This window comes from Agrobacterium sp. BT-220-3, assembly GCF_025910175.1.
GTDB lineage: Bacteria > Pseudomonadota > Alphaproteobacteria > Rhizobiales > Rhizobiaceae > Agrobacterium > Agrobacterium oryzihabitans.
Genome location: NZ_JAPAIX010000004.1, coordinates 237,250 through 255,320, shown reverse-complemented (window position 1 = coordinate 255,320; position 18,071 = coordinate 237,250). Strand labels below are relative to the sequence as shown.

Sequence of the window (18,071 nt, the reverse complement as noted above, 5' to 3'; positions counted from 1 at the left end):
CCAATCAGCCCTGCGCCTTGTAGCGCTCAATGGCTTCGACGATCAGCTTCTTGGCGACGTCGACATCCTGCCAGCCGCCCATCTTCACCCACTTGCCGGGCTCCAGATCCTTGTAGTGCTCGAAGAAATGCTCGATCTGCTTCAGCGTGATTTCCGGCAGGTCGGTGTAGTTGTGGACCTTGTCGTAACGGCGCGTCAGCTTGGGAGCCGGCACAGCGAGGATCTTCTCGTCCTTGCCGCCGTCATCTTCCATGATCATCACGCCGATGGGACGAACGTTGATCACGCAGCCTGGAACCAGCGGACGGGTGTTGCAGATGAGAACATCAATCGGGTCGCCATCGTCGGACAGCGTGTGCGGCACGAAGCCATAGTTACCCGGATAGGTCATCGGCGTGTAGAGGAAACGATCGACGATCAGCGCACCGGCGTCCTTGTCCATTTCGTACTTGATCGGATGGCCACCGACCGGCACCTCAACGATAACATTCACGTCATCCGGTGGGTTCTTGCCTATGGAAATTGCATCGATACGCATTCGCTTCCCTCAATTCGACGGGTTGGATTTGGTTTTCGATACTGGGAAAGTCGCCGCATTGCAACATGGCTTTGGGCGGATAAGGCAGAATGCAAGATTTGAGGGTATCGCGATTGCGCATGGCCGGCAGGAAAAACGAAACCGGGCGGCATCCACCGGTAGTTTTATCAGTTCCAGACGAAGCCGACTTTGCGCAGCGACTTGCCGTCGAAGTCTTCCATGCCCTCGGCAATATCCCGGCCGCCATGCGAACGGAAAAACCGATTGGCGACGTCGCTGTCTTCAAGGCACCACACAACGATGCCGTTGCATCCGAGCGATCTCAGCAGCCGGCGCGCCTCGGTGAACAGCAACGAGCCGAGCCCGATGCCCTGATATTCCGGCCGCAGATAAAGTTCATAAATCTCGCCGTCATGCGGCAGCCCGCGCGCACGGCTGAGGCCCAGCGTCGCATATCCGGCAACTACACCGGCCACTTCTACCACCAGCATGGTAGCGGAGCCTTTGGTCGCCTTCTTCCACCAGACTTCGCCACGGCGCTCCAGCATCTGCGTCAACGGCCTGTGCGGGATAAGCCCCGCATAGGCCTGTTGCCACGACAGACGGTGCGCCTCGGAGATGGCGCGCGCATCATGCGGTTCGGCCCGGCGAACATCGATGGATAACGTTTTCATAACGCGATTCTGGCCCCGGCCACGGAAACTTACCAGTCATAAAGGTTAACGCCGGCAAGCTTACCCACAGCCTATTCATGTGGACGACCGATAAAAATTAACGCATCCTTAACCTTTGGCACAAGCATCTTTCGACTCATGCACAAATAAAAACATGGGCATAAAAAAACCCGGCTCGAAGCCGGGTTTTTCCAAATTCGTGACGACAAGCCGCAATCAGACAGCGAGCTTTGCCTTTTCAAAACGCTTGCGGTCGTTGGCGTCCAGAAACATCTTGCGCAGACGGATGGACTTCGGCGTCACTTCCATCAGTTCGTCTTCCTGGATCCAGGAAAGGGCGCGATCGAGCGTCATGCGGATCGGCGGCGTCAGCTTCACGGCTTCATCCTTGCCGGCGGCGCGGATGTTGGTCAGCTGCTTGCCCTTCAGCACGTTCACCTCAAGATCGTTGTCGCGTGTGTGAATGCCGATGATCATGCCGGCGTAAACCTTCTCACCCGGCTCGATGATCATCGGGCCGCGATCTTCCAGGTTGAACATGGCGTAAGCGACTGCCTCGCCCGAACCGTTCGACAGCAGAACGCCGTTGACGCGACCGGCGATCTGGCCCTTGAAGGGCTGATAGTCGTGGAACAGACGGTTCATGATTGCCGTGCCGCGCGTGTCGGTCAAAAGTTCCGACTGGTAGCCGATCAGGCCGCGGGTCGGGGCATAGAACTTCAGACGAACGCGATTGCCGCCGGAAGGACGAAGCTCGGCCATTTCAGCCTTGCGCTCGGACATCTTCTGAACGACGACGCCGGAATGCTCTTCATCGACGTCGATCACGACTTCTTCGATCGGCTCCAGCAGGGTGCCGTTCTCATCCTTGTGCATGACGACGCGCGGACGCGAAACGGCGAGCTCGAAACCTTCGCGACGCATGGTTTCGATCAGAACCGCCAGCTGCAATTCGCCACGGCCGGACACGAAGAACGAATCCTTGCCTTCGGCCTCTTCGATCTTCAGCGCGACGTTGCCTTCGGCTTCCTTGAACAGACGGTCGCGGATGACGCGCGACGTTACCTTGTCGCCTTCGGTGCCGGCGAGCGGGCTGTCGTTGACGATGAAGGACATGGTGACGGTCGGCGGATCGATCGGCTGTGCGGTCATCGCTTCAGTGACCGAGGGGTCACAGAAGGTGTCGGCGACAGTACCCTTGGACAGACCGGCAATGGCAACGATGTCGCCCGCATGGGCTTCGTCAATCGCAGTGCGCTCGATGCCGCGGAAGGCGAGGATTTTGGAAATACGACCGGTTTCGATCGTCTTGCCATCCTGGCCAAGCACCTTCACGGCCTGGTTCGGCTTGATGGAACCGGAGGCGATGCGGCCGGTGATGATACGACCGAGGAAGGGGTTGGCTTCAAGGATCGTGCCGATCAGACGGAACGGACCTTCTTCAACCGTGGGCTCCGGAACATGTTCGAGAACCAGATCGAGCAGCGGCGCAAGACCCTGATCCTTCGGACCTTCCGGGTTGACGTTCATCCAGCCGTCACGGCCCGAACCGTAAAGGATGGGGAAGTCGAGCTGCTCATCGGTGGCATCGAGATTTGCGAAGAGGTCGAAGACTTCGTTGATGACTTCTTCATGGCGGCCATCCGGACGGTCGATCTTGTTGATCGCAACGATCGGGCGAAGACCGACCTTCAGCGCCTTGCTGACCACGAACTTGGTCTGCGGCATCGGGCCTTCCGAGCTATCGACCAGAACAATCGCGCCGTCCACCATTGACAGGATACGCTCGACTTCACCGCCGAAGTCGGCGTGGCCGGGGGTGTCGACGATGTTGATGCGAACACCCTTCCACTCCACCGAGGTCGCCTTGGCGAGAATGGTGATGCCGCGTTCCTTTTCGAGATCGTTGCTATCCATCACGCGCTCGGCGACACGCTGGTTGTCGCGGAACGAGCCGGACTGCTTCAGAAGCTCGTCCACGAGCGTCGTTTTTCCATGGTCAACGTGCGCGATGATCGCGATGTTGCGAAGTGCCATTGTTCAAAATCTCTGAGGTTGGGCGCTACTATCAGGAGATACGCCAATTTAGTTTGGCGCGCTCATAACCTTTTTTTTGCAAATGCGAAAGGGGGGCCTTGTCATAAGGCCCCTGCGCTCAGGTTCTAGCTCAGAAATATGACAGTCTTTACACCGGGCTGTTATACGAGGCCGCGCTTCAAAAGCATGGCGTCCGGGCTCGGCATCTTGCCCCGAAAAGCAAGATAGGCCTCCTCCGGATCGATGGAGCCGCCAACCGAGTAGATATTATCCTTCAGCTTGCGCGCCATCTCGCCGTCGAAGGGATTGCCGGTCTCCTCGAAGGCTGAAAAGGCGTCAGCATCCAGCACTTCCGACCACATGTAGGAATAATAACCGGCAGAATAGCCATCGCCGGAAAACACGTGCTGGAAATGCGGCGTCGCGTGCCGCATGACGATGGACTTCGGCATGTTGAGGGCGGACAGCACCTCGCCTTGCACGACCATGGGGTCGCTCACGCTTTCCCGGGTGTGGAACGCCATGTCGACGATTGCCGAAGAAGTGAACTCGACCGTGCTGAAACCGGCATTGAAGGTCTGGGCGGCCAGAACTTTGTCCAGTAAGGCCTTCGGCATCGGCGCACCGGTTTCGTAATGCAGCGCGTATTTTTCCAGATTTTCCGGAACCGTCAGCCAATGCTCGTAAAGCTGCGAAGGCAATTCGACGAAATCGCGCGAGACGCCCGTTCCTGAGACGGAAGGATAGGTGACATTGGACAGCATGCCGTGCAGGGCGTGACCGAATTCGTGAAACAGCGTGCGCGCATCGTCCAGCGACAGCAGCGCCGGTTTTCCCTCGGCCGGTTTCGCGAAATTGCAGACATTGTAGATAATCGGTATTTCGCCGACCGTGCCGTTCTTCAAAGGCAGCTTGTGCTGCGACTGGAACGAACTCATCCATGCGCCGGAACGCTTGGAGGGACGGGCGAAATAATCGCCAAGGAACATGGCTTTCAGATCGCCGTTGTTGTCTCGGATTTCGAAAACCCGCACATCCGGGTGATAGGCAGCGACATCCTTGACCTCGACAGCCCGAATTCCGAAGAGCCGGTTGGCCACATCGAAACAGGCCTCGATGATCTTTTCCAGCTGCAGATAGGGCTTCAACTCAGCCTCTGAGAAGCTGAATTTCTGCGCCCGCAGTTTTTCGGCATAGTGACGCCAGTCCCAGGGCATGACCTCGTGGTTCTTGCCCTCCTGCGTGATGATGGCGGCAAGCTCCGCCTCTTCTTCACCCGCGCGCATCACGGCCTTTTCCCAGACCTGCCCCAGAAGGCCGTTCACCGCATCCGGCGTTTTCGCCATCGTGTCATCAAGCTTGTAGGCCGCGAAATTCTCATAGCCGAGAAGCTTCGCTTTTTCCTCGCGCAGTTCCAGCGTGCGGTGGACGATATCGCGATTGTCGGTTTCGCCACCGTTTTCACCACGCGCCACCCATGCCTTGAAGGCCTGTTCGCGCAAATCACGGCGCTCGGAAAAGGTGAGGAATGGCTCGATGATGGAGCGGGAAAGGGTGACGGCGAACTTTCCGTCTTCACCATGCTCGCGTGCGGCACCCGCCATCGCGTCTCGCAGAAAACCGGGAATGCCGGCAAGCTCGTCTTCCGCAGAAAGCAGAAGCTTCCAGTTCTTTTCATCCGCCAGCACATTCTGCCCGAACTTGGCACCGAGGCCGGCAAGTTCTTCGTTGATCGCGGCGAGCCGCTCCTGGCGGTCCTTCTGCAACTTGGCACCGGAGCGCACGAAGCCCTTCCAATGCCGTTCGAGAACGCGTTTTTCCTCATTTGTCAGGGCAAGCGACTCGCGCTTTTCCCACAGCGTATCGATGCGTTTGAACAGCGCCTCGTTCATGCCGATCTTGGAATAGTGCCGCGACATTTTCGGCGCGATTTCCCGCTCCAGCGTCTGGATGTTGCCATTGGTGTGAGCGCCCGCCTTGTTCCAGAACAGGGCCGAGATGCGCGAAAGCTCATCACCTGCGATTTCGAGCGCCGTCACGGTGTTTTCAAAGGTCGGTGCCTGCGGATTGCCGGCAATCGCATCGATTTCCTGCTCGTGAGACAGAAGTGCTGCGTCGAAGGCCGGGCCGAAATCCTCATCCTTGACCGCTTCGAATTTTGGCAGACCGTTGTAACCGTTCCAGGTAACGAGTGCGGGATAGGGCGCGGTCTTGGATGGCATTTCATCTTCCTTGTACAATTCCGGTTTAAGCCCATATGGGCACGCCTCCACCGCCAATTCAATATGCCGGATTTTGGTGTGGAATACCCAGATGCCGTCGCCGCAAAGTATTGACCGGCCGGGCAACGGCATGGTCTGATTCATCGCAATAATATCCCATGATGGAGATATGTATTATGGAGATTTATTCTTTAAGAGCCTCTAATAATTTCCTTTTCAGAGACAATTCCAGAAACGCCAGACCTGTAGACAGCACCGATTTCGGCAAGGCAGCCCAGTCCGACACAGCCACCGGCTTCGAAGAGACGATCAATCGCATCGACTTCACCCGTGTCAGCCCCCGGGAATTGCGGGAAATCGCTCGGGAGTATTACGACGCGGGGAAAATAAGCCATGAGACCTGGCTTGAGCTTTCGTCAGAACTGCCCGCTCAGACACTGAACGCCAATGGCGACGTGATCGATATAACCGACGTGACGGACGACACGGATTTCGACTTTCAGACCTATTTTTCCCACAAGGTGGAGATTGCCCGGTCCATCGGCACTGCGGATGACATAGAGAAAATGCATGATGTGCTGTCTTTTTTAACTTCGACGTGATGATTATCGCAATGGTACGGCACATGCTGCACCCTAATTGACAAATACTTTACTCGATTTTCGACAATATGATTTGCGTACCATTGCTTATCGCCCGGAATTTAGTAAGGCTGACTTACGAAAAGGCAAAGCATGGGCACGAAACGCGAAAAAGACTCACTGGCATTTTTGCTGAACAGCGGCGCGCGGCTGCTGAACAGTGCTTTTGAGCGCCGTATTTCTGAAGCCGGACTGGGCCTGACCCCCGGCGAGGCGAGAGCCTTGCTGACGGTTGCCGTTGTCGATGGCAGCAAGCAATCGGACATCGCTGCCCGTCTCGGGATCGAACCCATGACGATCTGCGCCTATCTCGACAAGTTGCAATCTCTCGATCTCATCGAGCGCCAGCAGGACCCGCAGGACAGACGTTCCAAGCGCATCGTGCTGACGAAGGCTTCTACCGACATGCTGGAAGCCGTGCGGCAGGAAATCGACCAGCTCGTTCTTCATGCCACACAGGGGCTGAACGAAGAGGAAGTTGCGCTCTTCCGCAGCTTCCTGCAGACGTTGCGCAACAATCTGCAGCCAGAACAGCCTGGCCAGAACTGCTGATCGCAATGTCGTCAAAAACGATCATGTCCACAAAGCGCACGGCAATGCTTGGAGCTTTGCTGACGGCGCTTGCGCCCATTTCCATGGCGATCTACACGCCGGCCATGCCGGAGCTGACACGGGTTTTCGCAACAACAGAGTCCTCCGTAAAACTCAGCCTCTCCCTCTATTTCGCCGGTTTCGCCATCGCGCAGTTGCTTGCCGGGCCGGCATCCGACGCCTTCGGACGGCGCAAGGCAAGCCTTGTCTTCCTGTCGATCTTTCTCGGCGGCGGCTTGCTCGCCATCCTTGCCCCGACAATTGAGGTGCTGCTTTTCGCCCGGCTTGTCCAGGGCATCGGCGCCTCCGTCGGCATGACGGTGGCGCGCGCCGTGGTACGCGACCAGTTCACCGGCGCGGAAGCCTCCAGCATCATGAACCTCATCGGCATCATGCTGGCCGTCGGTCCCGCCATGGGCCCGACAATCGGCGGCCTCTCGCTTGCGGTTTTCGGCTGGCAATCGGTATTTTTCCTGATGGCCGGCCTTGGAGCTATCGCCATCCTGTCCGTGGTGTTTTTCCTGCGCGAAACGACGAGGCCGGATAAAAACCTGATCCGCCCTCGCCACCTCCTGTCAGCCTACGGTGCATTGCTGGCGCAACCGCGTTTTCTTCTGGCCGCGCTCGTGCTCGGCGGCTCCATCGGCGCGCTTTATGCGCAGGCGACCATGCTGACTTTCATCCTTATCAACGAAGTCGGCATGTCCCCCACAGCCTTCGGCATTGGCATGCTGATGCAGACCGGCGCTTATTTCTTCGGCTCCATCGCCCTGCGTTATATCGCACCGCGGCTGGGCGACCGCCGTTCGGTCATGCTCGGCCTCTGTTTTTCCGGCACGGGTGGCCTTCTCATCATGCTGTCGGTGTTCCTGGTGCCGCCGTCCTTCCTCTCCATCATGGGTCCCGTGGCGGTAGCGACAGTCGGCATCGCCTTGCTGACGCCCTCGATGGTAACGGCCGCGCTTGCGCCCTTCCCGCACATTGCCGGTTCGGCATCGGCCATGATGGGTTTCATCCAGATGGGATCGGGTTTTGCGGGCGGGGCCACGGCCTCCCTGATCGGCTCGCCTCTCACCGGCTTCGGTATCATCATCCCGGTGATGGAGTTTACAGCAGTCGCAAGCTACATCGGCTTCAGGATCGTCTCCAAAAGACAGACGTGAAAAAACCCGCAAGGCGTTCCCGCCTGCGGGTTTTTCTTATCTGTACCTCAGTGAAAATTACTTGCTGAGGTTACGCTTGGCCAGGGTACGCAGGCGCAGCGCATTGAGCTTGATGAAGCCCGCCGCATCCTTCTGGTCGTAAGCGCCGTGGTCGTCTTCGAAGGTTACCAGCGCGTCGGAATAGAGCGACTTGGCGCTCTCGCGGCCGGTTACCATGACGTTGCCCTTGTAGAGCTTCAGCGTCACTTCGCCTTCCACATGTTCCTGGCTCTTGTCGATCAGGGCCTGAAGCATTTCGCGCTCGGGCGAGAACCAGAAACCGTAATAGATCAGTTCGGCGTAACGCGGCATCAGCTCGTCCTTGAGGTGGGCAGCACCCCGGTCAAGCGTGATGGACTCGATGGCGCGATGCGCGGCCAGCAAAATGGTGCCGCCGGGCGTCTCGTAAACGCCGCGCGACTTCATGCCGACGAAACGGTTCTCAACGAGATCGAGACGGCCAATGCCGTTTTCACGACCGTAATTGTTGAGCGTTGCAAGAAGCGTGGCCGGCGACATTTCAACGCCGTTGATGGAGCAGGCATCGCCCTTGCGGAAACCGACCTTGATGACGGTTGCCTTGTCCGGGGCCGCTTCCGGCGAGATGGTGCGCATATGCACATATTCCGGAGCTTCCAGTGCCGGGTCTTCCAGAACCTTGCCCTCGGAGGAGGAATGCAGAAGGTTGGCGTCAACCGAGAAAGGCGCTTCGCCCTTCTTGTCCTTGGCAACAGGGATCTGGTGCTGTTCGGCGAAGTTCAGGAGGTCGGTACGGCTCTTGAACGTCCAGTCGCGCCAGGGGGCGATGATCTTGATATCCGGGTTCAGCGCATAGGCCGAAAGCTCGAAACGGACCTGGTCGTTACCCTTGCCGGTGGCGCCATGCGCAATGGCGTCGGCGCCGGTCTTCTTGGCGATCTCGATCAGGTGCTTGGAAATCAGCGGACGGGCAATGGAGGTGCCGAGCAGATAGACGCCTTCATAAACGGCGTTGGCACGGAACATCGGGAAAACGAAATCACGTACGAACTCTTCGCGGACGTCCTCGATGAAGATTTCCTTGATGCCCAGCATCTCGGCCTTCTTGCGCGCCGGCTCAAGCTCTTCGCCCTGGCCGAGATCGGCGGTGAAGGTCACGACCTCAGCGCCGAGTTCCGTCTGAAGCCACTTCAGGATGATCGAGGTGTCGAGGCCGCCGGAATAGGCGAGAACGACTTTCTTAACGTCTTTCGGGAGTGCCATAATGATGTCCATCTGCATGATGACGGCATCGGGGTACCGCCATTTCCTTGGGATTTCGGCACTTTTACAGTGCAACCCCAAAACTGTGAAGCGATTTTCGGAAAAGATGCGCGACAAAACAACGAATGGCGAGAATGGCCAAATGCAAGCGACCGGCTCTTCATGACTGGAACGAAGGGATTGTCACATGCATTATGGAATTTCGCGCTTTAACATGGGAGTGTCTCGATCGACTTGAAGACCGTGAATGAAGCCACTCAGGGTTCAGGCAACGTTGCAAACGGCTGGAAACAGCACAAAACGACGCGAAGGAGAAACCTATGACGACCATCCACCCCGCATTCAAGGAAGATAATGTCGCCGTCATCACCGGTGCGGCATCCGGCATCGGACTTGCCGCCGCGCGCAAATTCGCCGGTTTCGGCATGAGCGTTGTGCTCGCCGATCTCGACGGCGACAGGCTCGCCGCAGCACACGCGGATATTCTGGCCGTCGCAAAGGACGGCGAGGCGCAGATCGTCGCAATCCCCACCGACGTTTCGAAACTCGATGAGCTGGAAGCGCTGGAACGTGCTGTCATCCAGCGTTTCGGGCGGGTTCACGTGCTGATGAACAATGCCGGCATTCAGCCGGGAAGCGCCATTTTCGGCCCGCAGGCCAATTGGGAAAAAGTCATCAACGTCAACCTGATGGGCGTGGTGAATGGCAGCCGCGTCTTCGGGCAGGGCATGATCGCCCATGGCGAGGCGTCGCTCATCATCAATACAGGCTCGAAACAGGGCATCACTACCCCGCCCGGCGATCCCGCCTATAATGTCTCCAAGGCGGGTGTCAAAGCTTTCACGGAAGCGCTTCAGCATGAACTGCGCAATATTCCGAACGGCGCAGTTTCCGCCCATCTCCTGATCCCTGGCTTCGTCTTTACGGGCCTGACGGCGCATGGCAGGACGGAAAAGCCGGCAGGGGCGTGGACCGGCGAACAGACCGTCGACTTCATGGTCGACAGTATCGGCAAGGGCGATTTCTACATCCTTTGCCCCGATGGCGAAGTGGATCGCCCGACGGACGAGAAGCGTATTCTCTGGGCCGCTCAGGATATCGTGCAGAACCGTCCGCCGCTGTCGCGCTGGCACACGGAATATTCCGCCGCCTTCACCAGCTTCCTGAAAAACTGAGCATTCTGAGCCGTCGCGATTTTGATATTGCGGCGGCTTTCACACCAATACACCACCGCGCAAAAACATTGGCAGAAACGCGAAATCGCGTTAAGCAACGGCAATCTCCAGATTTCATGGGTGCCGCGATGGATTTCGTTCCAAGCCTGCCAACACTTGCCGCCTTCACCATTGCCATTCTGCTCCTGGCGGTAACGCCGGGACCCGACATGACGCTGTGGATCAGCCGGTCCCTGCGCGAAGGCCGCACGGCTGGTTTCATGACGCTTCTCGGAACCAATATCGGCATTACCGTGCACACGATGCTCGTCGCTTTCGGCGTTGCCGCCCTCATCGTCGCCTCACCGACCGCCTTCATGGTCCTCAAGACCGGCGGAGCCGCCTATCTCGTCTGGCTCGCCATTCAGGCGATCCGCAAGGGTTCGGATTTCGTGATGGTCAAGACCACCGGCGAGAAAACGCAGGCCTCCCTGAAATCCGCCCTGCTGAACGGCATCTGGGTCAATCTCCTGAACCCGAAGATCATCATCTTCTTCATGACCTTCCTGCCGCAATTCGTCAGCGCCTCCGATCCGCACGTCACCGGCAAGCTGATTTTTCTTGGGCTCTGGTCCATCATCGTGGCGCTGCCGATCGGCATCGGTATCGTTATCGCCGCCGATGTTCTCTCCGCCTGGCTGCAACGCAACAGGAAGGTTCTGCGCGGGCTGGACTATACGATCGCCGGCGTCTTTTCGATTTTCGCCTTCAAGATTCTCTTCACGCAAGCGCGCTGACGGCAAACAAAAAGGCGCCCTCGGGCGCCTTTTCAAACAATCAGCCGATCAGCAATTCGTCATCGTCGAGCGTCTGGCCGCGTATCTTGCGGAACATGTCGATCAGATCCTCGACCTCTAGCCCCTTGCGGCTTTCACCGGATACGTCGAGCACGATTTCACCGGCATGCAGCATGATGGTGCGGTCGCCATAATCCAGCGCCTGGCGCATGGAGTGGGTGACCATCAGCGTTGTCAGCTTGCGCTCGGAGACCACCTTGCGGGTCAGTTCCATCACGAATTCCGCCATACCAGGGTCGAGCGCTGCCGTATGTTCATCCAGCAACAGCACATCCGAGCCGGAAAGCGTCGCCATCACCAGCGAGACAGCCTGCCTTTGCCCACCGGACAAGAGGTCCATGCGGTCCTTCAGGCGATTTTCCAGGCCGAGATTGAGCGAAGCGATCCGCTCCTTGAAGAAATCCCGTCTGCCGCGCCCAAGCGCCGGCAACAAACCGCGACGCTCTCCGCGTGATGCCGCAAGCGCCAGATTTTCCTCGATCGTCAGCGCGCCACAGCTGCCCGCCAGCGGGTCCTGAAACACACGCGCCACGCGTCCAGCCCGGCTCGCGGTCGGCTTGCGGGTTACATCGGCGCCGCCGATCATCACCTTTCCGGCCGTCGGCAGGACATCCCCCGCCAGAACACCGAGCAGCGTGGATTTTCCAGCCCCGTTCGAGCCGATGACCGTCACGAAGGAACCGGTCTCAATGGTGAGATCGATCTTGGCCAGCGCCTGCTTTTGCAGCGGCGTGCCGCGCCCGAATACGACCTGGATATCGGAAAGGGAAATCACGATGTTGCTCCCCCGCGGCGCAATCGGGGCAGGATCAATGCGATGGCCACCAATACCGCCGTTACGAAATTGAGATCGGATGCCTTGAGACCCAGCACATCGCTCGACAAAGCGAGCTGGATGGCAAGGCGATAGGCGATGGAGCCGAAAACACAGCCGATCAGCGCAATCAGAATGCCCCGTGCGCCGAACAGCGTTTCACCGATGATGACGGCCGCAAGCCCGACGACGATGGTGCCGACACCCGAGGTCACATCCGCAAAACCGTTGGTCTGCGCAAACAGCGCGCCGCCGAGAGCGACCAGCGCATTGGAAAGCGCCATGCCGAGATAGATCTGGTTGCCGGTCTTCACACCCTGAGCCCGCGCCATCCGCGCATTGGCGCCCGTCGCCCGCATGGCAAGTCCGGCATCGCTTTCAAGGAAACGCCAGACGAGAATGACCACTATCACCACCAGCGCACCGACAAAGAGCGGCCGCACGAGATATTCGGAAAGGCCAAGACCATAGAATGGCGAGATCATCGTATCCTGATTGAGCAGCGCCACATTCGGTTTCCCCATCACACGGAGATTGACCGAAAACAACGCGATCATTGTCAGGATAGACGCAAGCAGGTTGAGTATCTTGAAGCGGACGTTGAGCGTGGCCGTAATGATGCCCGCGGCTGCGCCCGCAACCATGGCAATCGCCGTCGCGACCCAGGCATTGAGACCGTAAATGATCAGCACGGCCGCCACGGCAGCGCCGAGCGGAAACGAACCGTCAACGGTCAGATCAGGAAAATCAAGCACGCGGAAAGCGAGATAGACGCCGATCGCCACGAAAGCGAAGACCAGTCCCAGCTCCACGGCACCCCAGAAGGCGATTTGGCTCACGGTAATGTCCTTGTTATTGCCGCCACGTCGGCGGATGCGGGCATTGTTTTCGTGCCGCGCAAAGCGGGCGGCGGGTTTGCCGCCGCCCGAAGTTCGGTTGTTAGTCGATGACCTTGGTGGCGCGCTTGGTCACGCTTTCCGGGAAGGTGACGCCTGCTTTTTCAGCGGCCTTCTTGTTGATCACCAGATCCGTACCGACAGCAACGGTTGCCGGAATGTCGCCCGGCTTTTCACCCTTGAGGATACGGACAACCACGGCGCCGGTCTGCTTGCCAACGTCGAAATAGTTGAAGCCGAGGGCAGCAACCGCACCGCGCGCGACGGAATCCGTATCGGCGGCATAAAGCGGGATCTTGGCTTCCGCTGCAACGCCGGCCGCCGCCTCGAAAGCGGAAACGATGGTGTTGTCGGTCGGAACGTAGATCACGTCCGCCTTGCCGACCAGCGCGCGTGTTGCGCCCTGAACTTCAGCGGACTTGGTGGCAACGGATTCGACGATCCTCAGGCCAGCCTTTTCGGCTTCAGCCTTCAGCAGTGCGAGAGTGGAAGCGGAGTTGGCCTCGGCCGAGTTGTAGATGAAGCCGATGGACTTGGCGTTCGGCGAAATTTCCTTGATGAGAGCCAGATGTTCGCCAACCGGCAGCATGTCGGAAAGGCCGGTCACGTTGCGGCCGGGCTTTTCCATGCTCTTGACGAGCTGTGCGCCGACCGGATCGGAAACGGCCGTGAAGACGACCGGAATATCGCGCGTCGCCGCAACGACAGCCTGTGCCGACGGCGTGGAGATCGGCACGATGACGTTGGGGGCTTCCCCCACGAACTGGCGCGCGATCTGCGCTGCGGTGCCGGGATTGCCCTGCGCGGACTCGTAAAGGAACTTGAGGTTCTCGCCTTCCTTGTAGCCGGCCTCAGCAAGAGCTGCCTTGACGCCGTCACGTGCGGCATCAAGCGCCGGGTGTTCGACAATGGCGGTGACGGCAACGGTGACGTTTTCAGCCTTCGCCGGCAGAACGAGGGCGCTCGCGGCTGCGAGCGCCAGAATGAATGCGCGCATGGGTATCCTCCAGTTGGTTTCTTATTGCCGTCTTATTAGAAACAAGACAGCTCGAAATCAATCGTAGAACCGCCGCAAACCAAGCTTTCTGGCGTAGTTGTGACTTATTCAGTCGTCCGCGCCGTGATTGGCGATCATCATCGCCTCGAAAGCCAGCCGCTCCGTCTTGCGCATGCGCTCCGATTCCGACTTCAGCTGGCCGCAGGCGGCGAGAATGTCACGGCCGCGCGGTGTGCGGATCGGCGAGGCATAACCCGCCTGATTGATGAAATCTGCGAACTTTTCGATCTGCGCCCACTCCGAGCACTGGTAGTTCGTGCCCGGCCAAGGGTTGAACGGAATGAGGTTGATCTTGGCCGGAACGCCTTTCAGAAGCTGAACCAGCATCTTGGCGTCTTCCAGGCTGTCATTCACATCCTTCAGCATCACATATTCGAAGGTGATGCGGCGGGCATTGGAAAGACCCGGATAGTTGCGGCAGGCCTCGATCAGCTCCTTCAGCGGATATTTCTTGTTGATCGGCACCAGCATGTCGCGCAGATCGTCACGCACCGCATGCAGAGAAATCGCCAGCATGACGCCGATTTCGTCGCCGGTGCGGAAGATTTCCGGCACGACGCCGGAGGTGGACAGGGTGACGCGACGCTTGGAAAGCGACAGGCCATCACCATCGGTCGCGATCAGAAGAGCGGTCTTCACATGTTCGAAATTATAGAGCGGTTCGCCCATCCCCATCATCACGATGTTGGAGACCTTGCGGCCTTCGCTTGGCACATAGGCGCCAACCGGTGTCGACCCATCGGGAAAATCGCCGAGACGGTCGCGGGCGAGCAGAAGCTGGGCAAGGATTTCCTCGGCCGTCAGGTTTCGCACCAGGCGCTGCGTGCCAGTGTGACAGAAGGAACAGGTCAGCGAACAGCCCACCTGGCTGGAAATGCACAGCGTGCCGCGACCTTCTTCGGGAATATAGACAGTCTCAATCTCGACAGGACGTCCCGCCCCGCGCGGCGGAAAACGCATCAGCCATTTGCGGGTGCCGTCATTGGAGATCTGCTCTTCGACGATTTCCGGGCGGGCGATGGTGAAGGCCGCCTTCAGCTTCTCGCGAAGCTCCTTGGCGACATTGGTCATATTGTCGAAATCGGAGACGCCGCGCACATAAAGCCAGTTCCACAACTGGCTGACGCGCATCTTCACCTGCTTCTGCGGCACGCCGATTTCGGCCAGCGCCTCGCCCATTTCCTCACGCGTCAAACCGATCAGCGACGGCTTGCCGGACATGAGATCGCTATTGGCGATCAGCGGGGTTTTGACTGCCAGACCGGCAGGGGCTTGCATTACGGACATCACGCTATCCCATCATCCAATGCATCGCACGACCGGCCTGTCGGATAGGCGGAAAATCGTCTGCATGTCGAGAAAATCAAAGGCGGAGCACTTTTCGCGCATCCGCCTGTCAATGTTGCCGCGCCTTTAGCATCAAATTGTCAAAAACGCAAATGGCCGGTCAATGACCGGCCATCACAAAACGCAGTAAAGCGTCTGAGTTACTTGCAGCTCTCGATCTGCTTGAGAGCAGCCGAAATGCCCGAGAGAGAATAGGAATAGGACGTCGCGGTGCCGCGGCCGGAGGTGGCCTTGACGGTCATCGACTTGCCGCCCTTCATGGCAGCCACGAGAGCCGGCTCTTCTGCAGCGTTTTCAACCCAGGCAGCCTTGTCCTTGGTGAACATGACGAAGTTCTTGTTGTCGATCGTCACATTGACCTTGGAACCCTGCTTCAGCGGGTAACCCACCATGGCCTGCGGCTCATAGGAGATGTTCTGGCCCGGACGCTGCGACACGATGAAGAAGATATCGCCGTGATCGACGCTTGCCGGTTCCTTGGCGGTCGGAATGGAAAGAACGTAGCAGACGGTGCTGTTGCCCGATTTGTACGAATAGGCACCCCATGCATTGAACTGCTGGATGCGCGTGGGCGACTGTGCAGATGCTACGCCGACGCTGGTCAGCAAAATGGCCACTGCGGTTGCTACACTTCTTACAAACATAGAATTTCCTGCCGGGTTATTGTCTTCCATTGGCCCGAAGCAGCGGCGGGCTCCATTTTATGGATCGGCCACGTTCAGGTGCGGATCGTCTTTTCTCATTGTGGTCAGGAAGCGGTTACCAAACCGTCAACAACACGCATAAAATGCCGAAAACGTCTTGCAGTGTTACAGATCGGCGACTCCCAGCACCCTGAGGAGAAGGGCGTGGCACGTCCTTCCGTCATGTGTATGACACACAAATTCAGGCAAGAATTTGTCACCTGCCGGGCTCTGCCGGTGCGCCACATCACAGAGGCGTTACTCAGCTTCCTGCTGTCGTTTCAGCATGGCGTCGGCCGCGTCGTAATGTTCCATCTTGATATGGGCGCGGATCATGGCCAAAGCGGCGGTGATAACCGCGATGTCATCGGTAAAACCGATGACCGCCAGCACGTCCGGCACGGCATCCATCGGCATGATGAAATAGGCAAGAGCGGCCAGAATGATGCCCTTGGCGCGCAGCGGTGTGTCACGGTCGATCGCGCAATAATAGGCAGCCGCTGCGTCGCGCGCGAACGGCACCTTCGTCATCACGCGCTTCAGCTTCGGCCAGAATTTGGCACGCACGACGCTTTCGCGCTCTTCCTGCCTGTCGTTTTCGCCTGGCAGAAGAATTTCACCGATTTTCACATCATCCATGATCGACGGTCCTCCGGTCACGGCTATTATATGGGACTTATGGCCCGCCGTTCAATTCCCCCGGCCCGCAGCGGCCTTCTGCATGGCCCCGGCCAGAAGAAAATCCCGCTCGGTCACACCCTGCGAATCATGGGTGGTGAGGCAGACCTTCACCCTTGAATAGACATTGGACCATTCCGGGTGATGGTTGAGCTTTTCAGCCGCAAGAGCGGACTCCGCCATGAAACCGAAGGCCTCCGCAAAGCTCGAAAACTTGAACGACCTGACGATCGCCGCGCCATCTTCCCGCAAAGACCAGCCTTCCAGTTTTAAAAGCTCCTCCCGGATGGCGTCCTGCTCAAGTCTGGGATATTTCATGGTTATTACCTCCGCGTGAAAGGGCGCCCGCCGTACCTGCACAACCATGACACGCTTGAACTGCCGGAGCGACCCATATTCCTCATGACGCGCACATCCGTTCTATTCGTCTGCATGGGCAACATATGCCGCTCACCCCTTGCCGAAGGCGTTTTTATCCATCTTGCCGAAATGAAAGGTGTCGCAGAGCGGCTCACCGTCGATTCTGCCGGGACGGGCGGCTGGCACACGGGCAACACCCCGGACCGCAGATCCGTCGCGGTCGCCCGCAAGCATGGCATCGATATTTCCCGGCAGCGCGCAAGGCAGGTCAGTCAGGCCGATTTCGAAAACTTCGATCTGATCCTTGCCATGGATACGAGCAACCTGGCGAAACTGCTCCAAAAGGCGCCGGAAAACCAGAAGCACAAAATCCACCTGTTCATGGACTATGCTTCGGGACGCCGCGACAGCGTCCCCGATCCTTACTTCGGCGGTGAAGACGGCTTTCAGGCCGTCTACAACATGCTTTTGGCGGGATGCAGCTCGTTGCTCGAAAAGATGGAGCTGGATCGCGCCTCGTGAAGCGGGAACGCCTCTTCAACGATGTAAGGCCCGCCGCCCACCGATTCCTTCGACGACATCAGCACGAAACGGCCGACCGTGAAGGGCGAGGTGCGGAAGTTGCCGCGTCCGGAAAGATAATGCACCACATCGTCCAGACGCGAGGAGCGCAGCCGCGCCAGCGTCACATGTGGCATGAATTTGCGCGGATCGGGTGGGAGACCGATCCTCTGACAAATTCTTTCGACCTCCGCCTGCAGCGCATGCATTTCCGGTGAGGGGGAAACCCCTGCCCAGATGGAATGCGGCTTCTTGGAACCGAAGGAACCCATACCGGTGAGATTGAGCTGGAATTCCGGCCTTTCGATCCGATCCAGCCGGTCAACGACCTCATCGGCGGTCCGTCCGTCGATATCACCGATAAAACGCAGGGTTATGTGATAATTCTCCACATCGATCCACCGGGCTCCCGGCAGACCACCGCGCAACAATGAGAGGCTCATAGCCGCATTGCGCGGAATTTCGAGGGCGGTAAACAGTCTCGGCATGGCGAGCTCCCCGAATCTCTTGGCAGAAC

At 58.4% G+C, this 18,071-nt stretch carries 19 protein-coding genes; 6 read left to right on the top strand and 13 right to left on the bottom strand.

Translation table 11 applies throughout. The annotated features are described in order from the left end of the window. Positions 1–4: 4 nt before the first annotated feature. From ppa to OK142_RS14375, 4 genes are all read right to left on the bottom strand, one after another. A complete protein-coding gene (gene ppa, locus OK142_RS14390) occupies positions 5–538 on the bottom strand; it encodes an inorganic diphosphatase (protein WP_003492422.1) in 534 nt (177 codons plus the stop codon). 167 nt (positions 539–705) lie between these two features. Continuing rightward, positions 706–1,212: a GNAT family N-acetyltransferase gene (locus OK142_RS14385; RefSeq protein ID WP_003492423.1), complete on the bottom strand. Its 507-nt coding sequence runs from the start codon at positions 1,210–1,212 to the stop codon at positions 706–708. 216 nt (positions 1,213–1,428) lie between these two features. Continuing rightward, positions 1,429–3,249 (bottom strand): translational GTPase TypA, encoded by a 1,821-nt coding sequence (gene typA, locus OK142_RS14380; RefSeq protein WP_003492424.1) that lies wholly within the window; start codon positions 3,247–3,249, stop codon positions 1,429–1,431. A gap of 161 nt (positions 3,250–3,410) precedes the next feature. Next, positions 3,411–5,471 carry a M3 family metallopeptidase gene (locus tag OK142_RS14375; protein WP_498683457.1) on the bottom strand — a complete coding sequence of 687 codons (2,061 nt, stop codon included), beginning with the start codon at positions 5,469–5,471 and terminating at the stop codon, positions 3,411–3,413. A 176-nt stretch (positions 5,472–5,647) separates the two neighbouring features. On the opposite strand from OK142_RS14375, the gene OK142_RS14370 reads away from it, so the two are divergent. From OK142_RS14370 to OK142_RS14360, 3 genes are all read left to right on the top strand, one after another. Beyond that, a complete protein-coding gene (locus tag OK142_RS14370; RefSeq protein WP_498683455.1) occupies positions 5,648–6,073 on the top strand; it encodes a hypothetical protein in 426 nt (141 codons plus the stop codon). A gap of 132 nt (positions 6,074–6,205) precedes the next feature. After that, on the top strand, positions 6,206–6,664 hold the full coding sequence (locus OK142_RS14365) for a MarR family winged helix-turn-helix transcriptional regulator (protein WP_082183091.1): 459 nt from the start codon (positions 6,206–6,208) through the stop codon (positions 6,662–6,664). Between the two features lie 5 nt (positions 6,665–6,669). After that, entirely contained in the window at positions 6,670–7,866 is a 1,197-nt protein-coding gene (locus OK142_RS14360) for a multidrug effflux MFS transporter (RefSeq protein WP_313608077.1), read from the top strand. 57 nt (positions 7,867–7,923) lie between these two features. Here the strand turns inward: OK142_RS14360 and OK142_RS14355 are convergent, their stop codons facing one another. Next, the gene (locus tag OK142_RS14355; protein WP_035222091.1) at positions 7,924–9,147 is read right to left on the bottom strand and encodes an argininosuccinate synthase; all 1,224 of its coding nucleotides are present in this window, start codon (positions 9,145–9,147) and stop codon (positions 7,924–7,926) included. A gap of 320 nt (positions 9,148–9,467) precedes the next feature. On the opposite strand from OK142_RS14355, the gene OK142_RS14350 reads away from it, so the two are divergent. Next, a complete protein-coding gene (locus OK142_RS14350) occupies positions 9,468–10,322 on the top strand; it encodes an SDR family NAD(P)-dependent oxidoreductase (protein WP_498683452.1) in 855 nt (284 codons plus the stop codon). A gap of 128 nt (positions 10,323–10,450) precedes the next feature. Beyond that, positions 10,451–11,098, top strand: a complete 648-nt coding sequence (locus OK142_RS14345; protein WP_035241920.1) for a LysE family translocator — start codon at positions 10,451–10,453, stop codon at positions 11,096–11,098. Positions 11,099–11,138: 40 nt separating this feature from the next. Here the strand turns inward: OK142_RS14345 and OK142_RS14340 are convergent, their stop codons facing one another. The 7 genes from OK142_RS14340 to OK142_RS14310 all read right to left on the bottom strand — a co-directional run bounded on the left by OK142_RS14340 (position 11,139) and on the right by OK142_RS14310 (position 16,951). Then, positions 11,139–11,933, bottom strand: coding sequence for an ABC transporter ATP-binding protein (locus OK142_RS14340; protein ID WP_498683451.1), 795 nt, complete (start codon positions 11,931–11,933; stop codon positions 11,139–11,141). After that, entirely contained in the window at positions 11,930–12,811 is an 882-nt protein-coding gene (locus OK142_RS14335; protein WP_498683449.1) for an ABC transporter permease, read from the bottom strand. Before OK142_RS14335 ends, OK142_RS14340 begins: the two co-directional genes overlap by 4 nt. Positions 12,812–12,911: 100 nt before the next feature. Next, entirely contained in the window at positions 12,912–13,865 is a 954-nt protein-coding gene (locus tag OK142_RS14330; RefSeq protein ID WP_498683448.1) for an ABC transporter substrate-binding protein, read from the bottom strand. Between the two features lie 108 nt (positions 13,866–13,973). Further along, entirely contained in the window at positions 13,974–15,146 is a 1,173-nt protein-coding gene (gene rlmN / locus OK142_RS14325) for a dual-specificity RNA methyltransferase RlmN (RefSeq protein WP_077998729.1), read from the bottom strand. Between the two features lie 266 nt (positions 15,147–15,412). Then, positions 15,413–15,916, bottom strand: coding sequence for an invasion associated locus B family protein (locus tag OK142_RS14320; protein ID WP_035241199.1), 504 nt, complete (start codon positions 15,914–15,916; stop codon positions 15,413–15,415). 297 nt (positions 15,917–16,213) lie between these two features. Next, positions 16,214–16,594 (bottom strand): YkvA family protein, encoded by a 381-nt coding sequence (locus OK142_RS14315; RefSeq protein ID WP_003492451.1) that lies wholly within the window; start codon positions 16,592–16,594, stop codon positions 16,214–16,216. A gap of 51 nt (positions 16,595–16,645) precedes the next feature. After that, positions 16,646–16,951: a 4a-hydroxytetrahydrobiopterin dehydratase gene (locus OK142_RS14310; protein WP_137038327.1), complete on the bottom strand. Its 306-nt coding sequence runs from the start codon at positions 16,949–16,951 to the stop codon at positions 16,646–16,648. Between the two features lie 84 nt (positions 16,952–17,035). Here OK142_RS14310 and OK142_RS14305 point away from each other — a divergent pair, with 84 nt between their 5' ends. Continuing rightward, a complete protein-coding gene (locus OK142_RS14305; RefSeq protein WP_498683447.1) occupies positions 17,036–17,515 on the top strand; it encodes a low molecular weight protein-tyrosine-phosphatase in 480 nt (159 codons plus the stop codon). Here OK142_RS14305 and thpR read toward each other — a convergent pair. Beyond that, on the bottom strand, positions 17,449–18,042 hold the full coding sequence (gene thpR / locus OK142_RS14300; RefSeq protein WP_003492455.1) for an RNA 2',3'-cyclic phosphodiesterase: 594 nt from the start codon (positions 18,040–18,042) through the stop codon (positions 17,449–17,451). The two genes, OK142_RS14305 and thpR, sit on opposite strands and share 67 nt — an antisense overlap. Between the last annotated feature and the right edge of the window lie 29 nt (positions 18,043–18,071).

Coding starts and splice junctions, on each gene's coding strand:
- ppa (WP_003492422.1), bottom strand. CDS start 538: ATGCGTATCGATGCAATTTCCATAGGCAAGAACCCACCGGATGACGTG.
- OK142_RS14385 (WP_003492423.1), bottom strand. CDS start 1,212: ATGAAAACGTTATCCATCGATGTTCGCCGGGCCGAACCGCATGATGCG.
- typA (WP_003492424.1), bottom strand. CDS start 3,249: ATGGCACTTCGCAACATCGCGATCATCGCGCACGTTGACCATGGAAAA.
- OK142_RS14375 (WP_498683457.1), bottom strand. CDS start 5,471: ATGCCATCCAAGACCGCGCCCTATCCCGCACTCGTTACCTGGAACGGT.
- OK142_RS14370 (WP_498683455.1), top strand. CDS start 5,648: ATGGAGATTTATTCTTTAAGAGCCTCTAATAATTTCCTTTTCAGAGAC.
- OK142_RS14365 (WP_082183091.1), top strand. CDS start 6,206: ATGGGCACGAAACGCGAAAAAGACTCACTGGCATTTTTGCTGAACAGC.
- OK142_RS14360 (WP_313608077.1), top strand. CDS start 6,670: ATGTCGTCAAAAACGATCATGTCCACAAAGCGCACGGCAATGCTTGGA.
- OK142_RS14355 (WP_035222091.1), bottom strand. CDS start 9,147: ATGGCACTCCCGAAAGACGTTAAGAAAGTCGTTCTCGCCTATTCCGGC.
- OK142_RS14350 (WP_498683452.1), top strand. CDS start 9,468: ATGACGACCATCCACCCCGCATTCAAGGAAGATAATGTCGCCGTCATC.
- OK142_RS14345 (WP_035241920.1), top strand. CDS start 10,451: ATGGATTTCGTTCCAAGCCTGCCAACACTTGCCGCCTTCACCATTGCC.
- OK142_RS14330 (WP_498683448.1), bottom strand. CDS start 13,865: ATGCGCGCATTCATTCTGGCGCTCGCAGCCGCGAGCGCCCTCGTTCTG.
- rlmN (WP_077998729.1), bottom strand. CDS start 15,146: ATGTCCGGCAAGCCGTCGCTGATCGGTTTGACGCGTGAGGAAATGGGC.
- OK142_RS14320 (WP_035241199.1), bottom strand. CDS start 15,916: ATGTTTGTAAGAAGTGTAGCAACCGCAGTGGCCATTTTGCTGACCAGC.
- OK142_RS14315 (WP_003492451.1), bottom strand. CDS start 16,594: ATGGATGATGTGAAAATCGGTGAAATTCTTCTGCCAGGCGAAAACGAC.
- OK142_RS14310 (WP_137038327.1), bottom strand. CDS start 16,951: ATGAAATATCCCAGACTTGAGCAGGACGCCATCCGGGAGGAGCTTTTA.
- OK142_RS14305 (WP_498683447.1), top strand. CDS start 17,036: ATGACGCGCACATCCGTTCTATTCGTCTGCATGGGCAACATATGCCGC.
- thpR (WP_003492455.1), bottom strand. CDS start 18,042: ATGCCGAGACTGTTTACCGCCCTCGAAATTCCGCGCAATGCGGCTATG.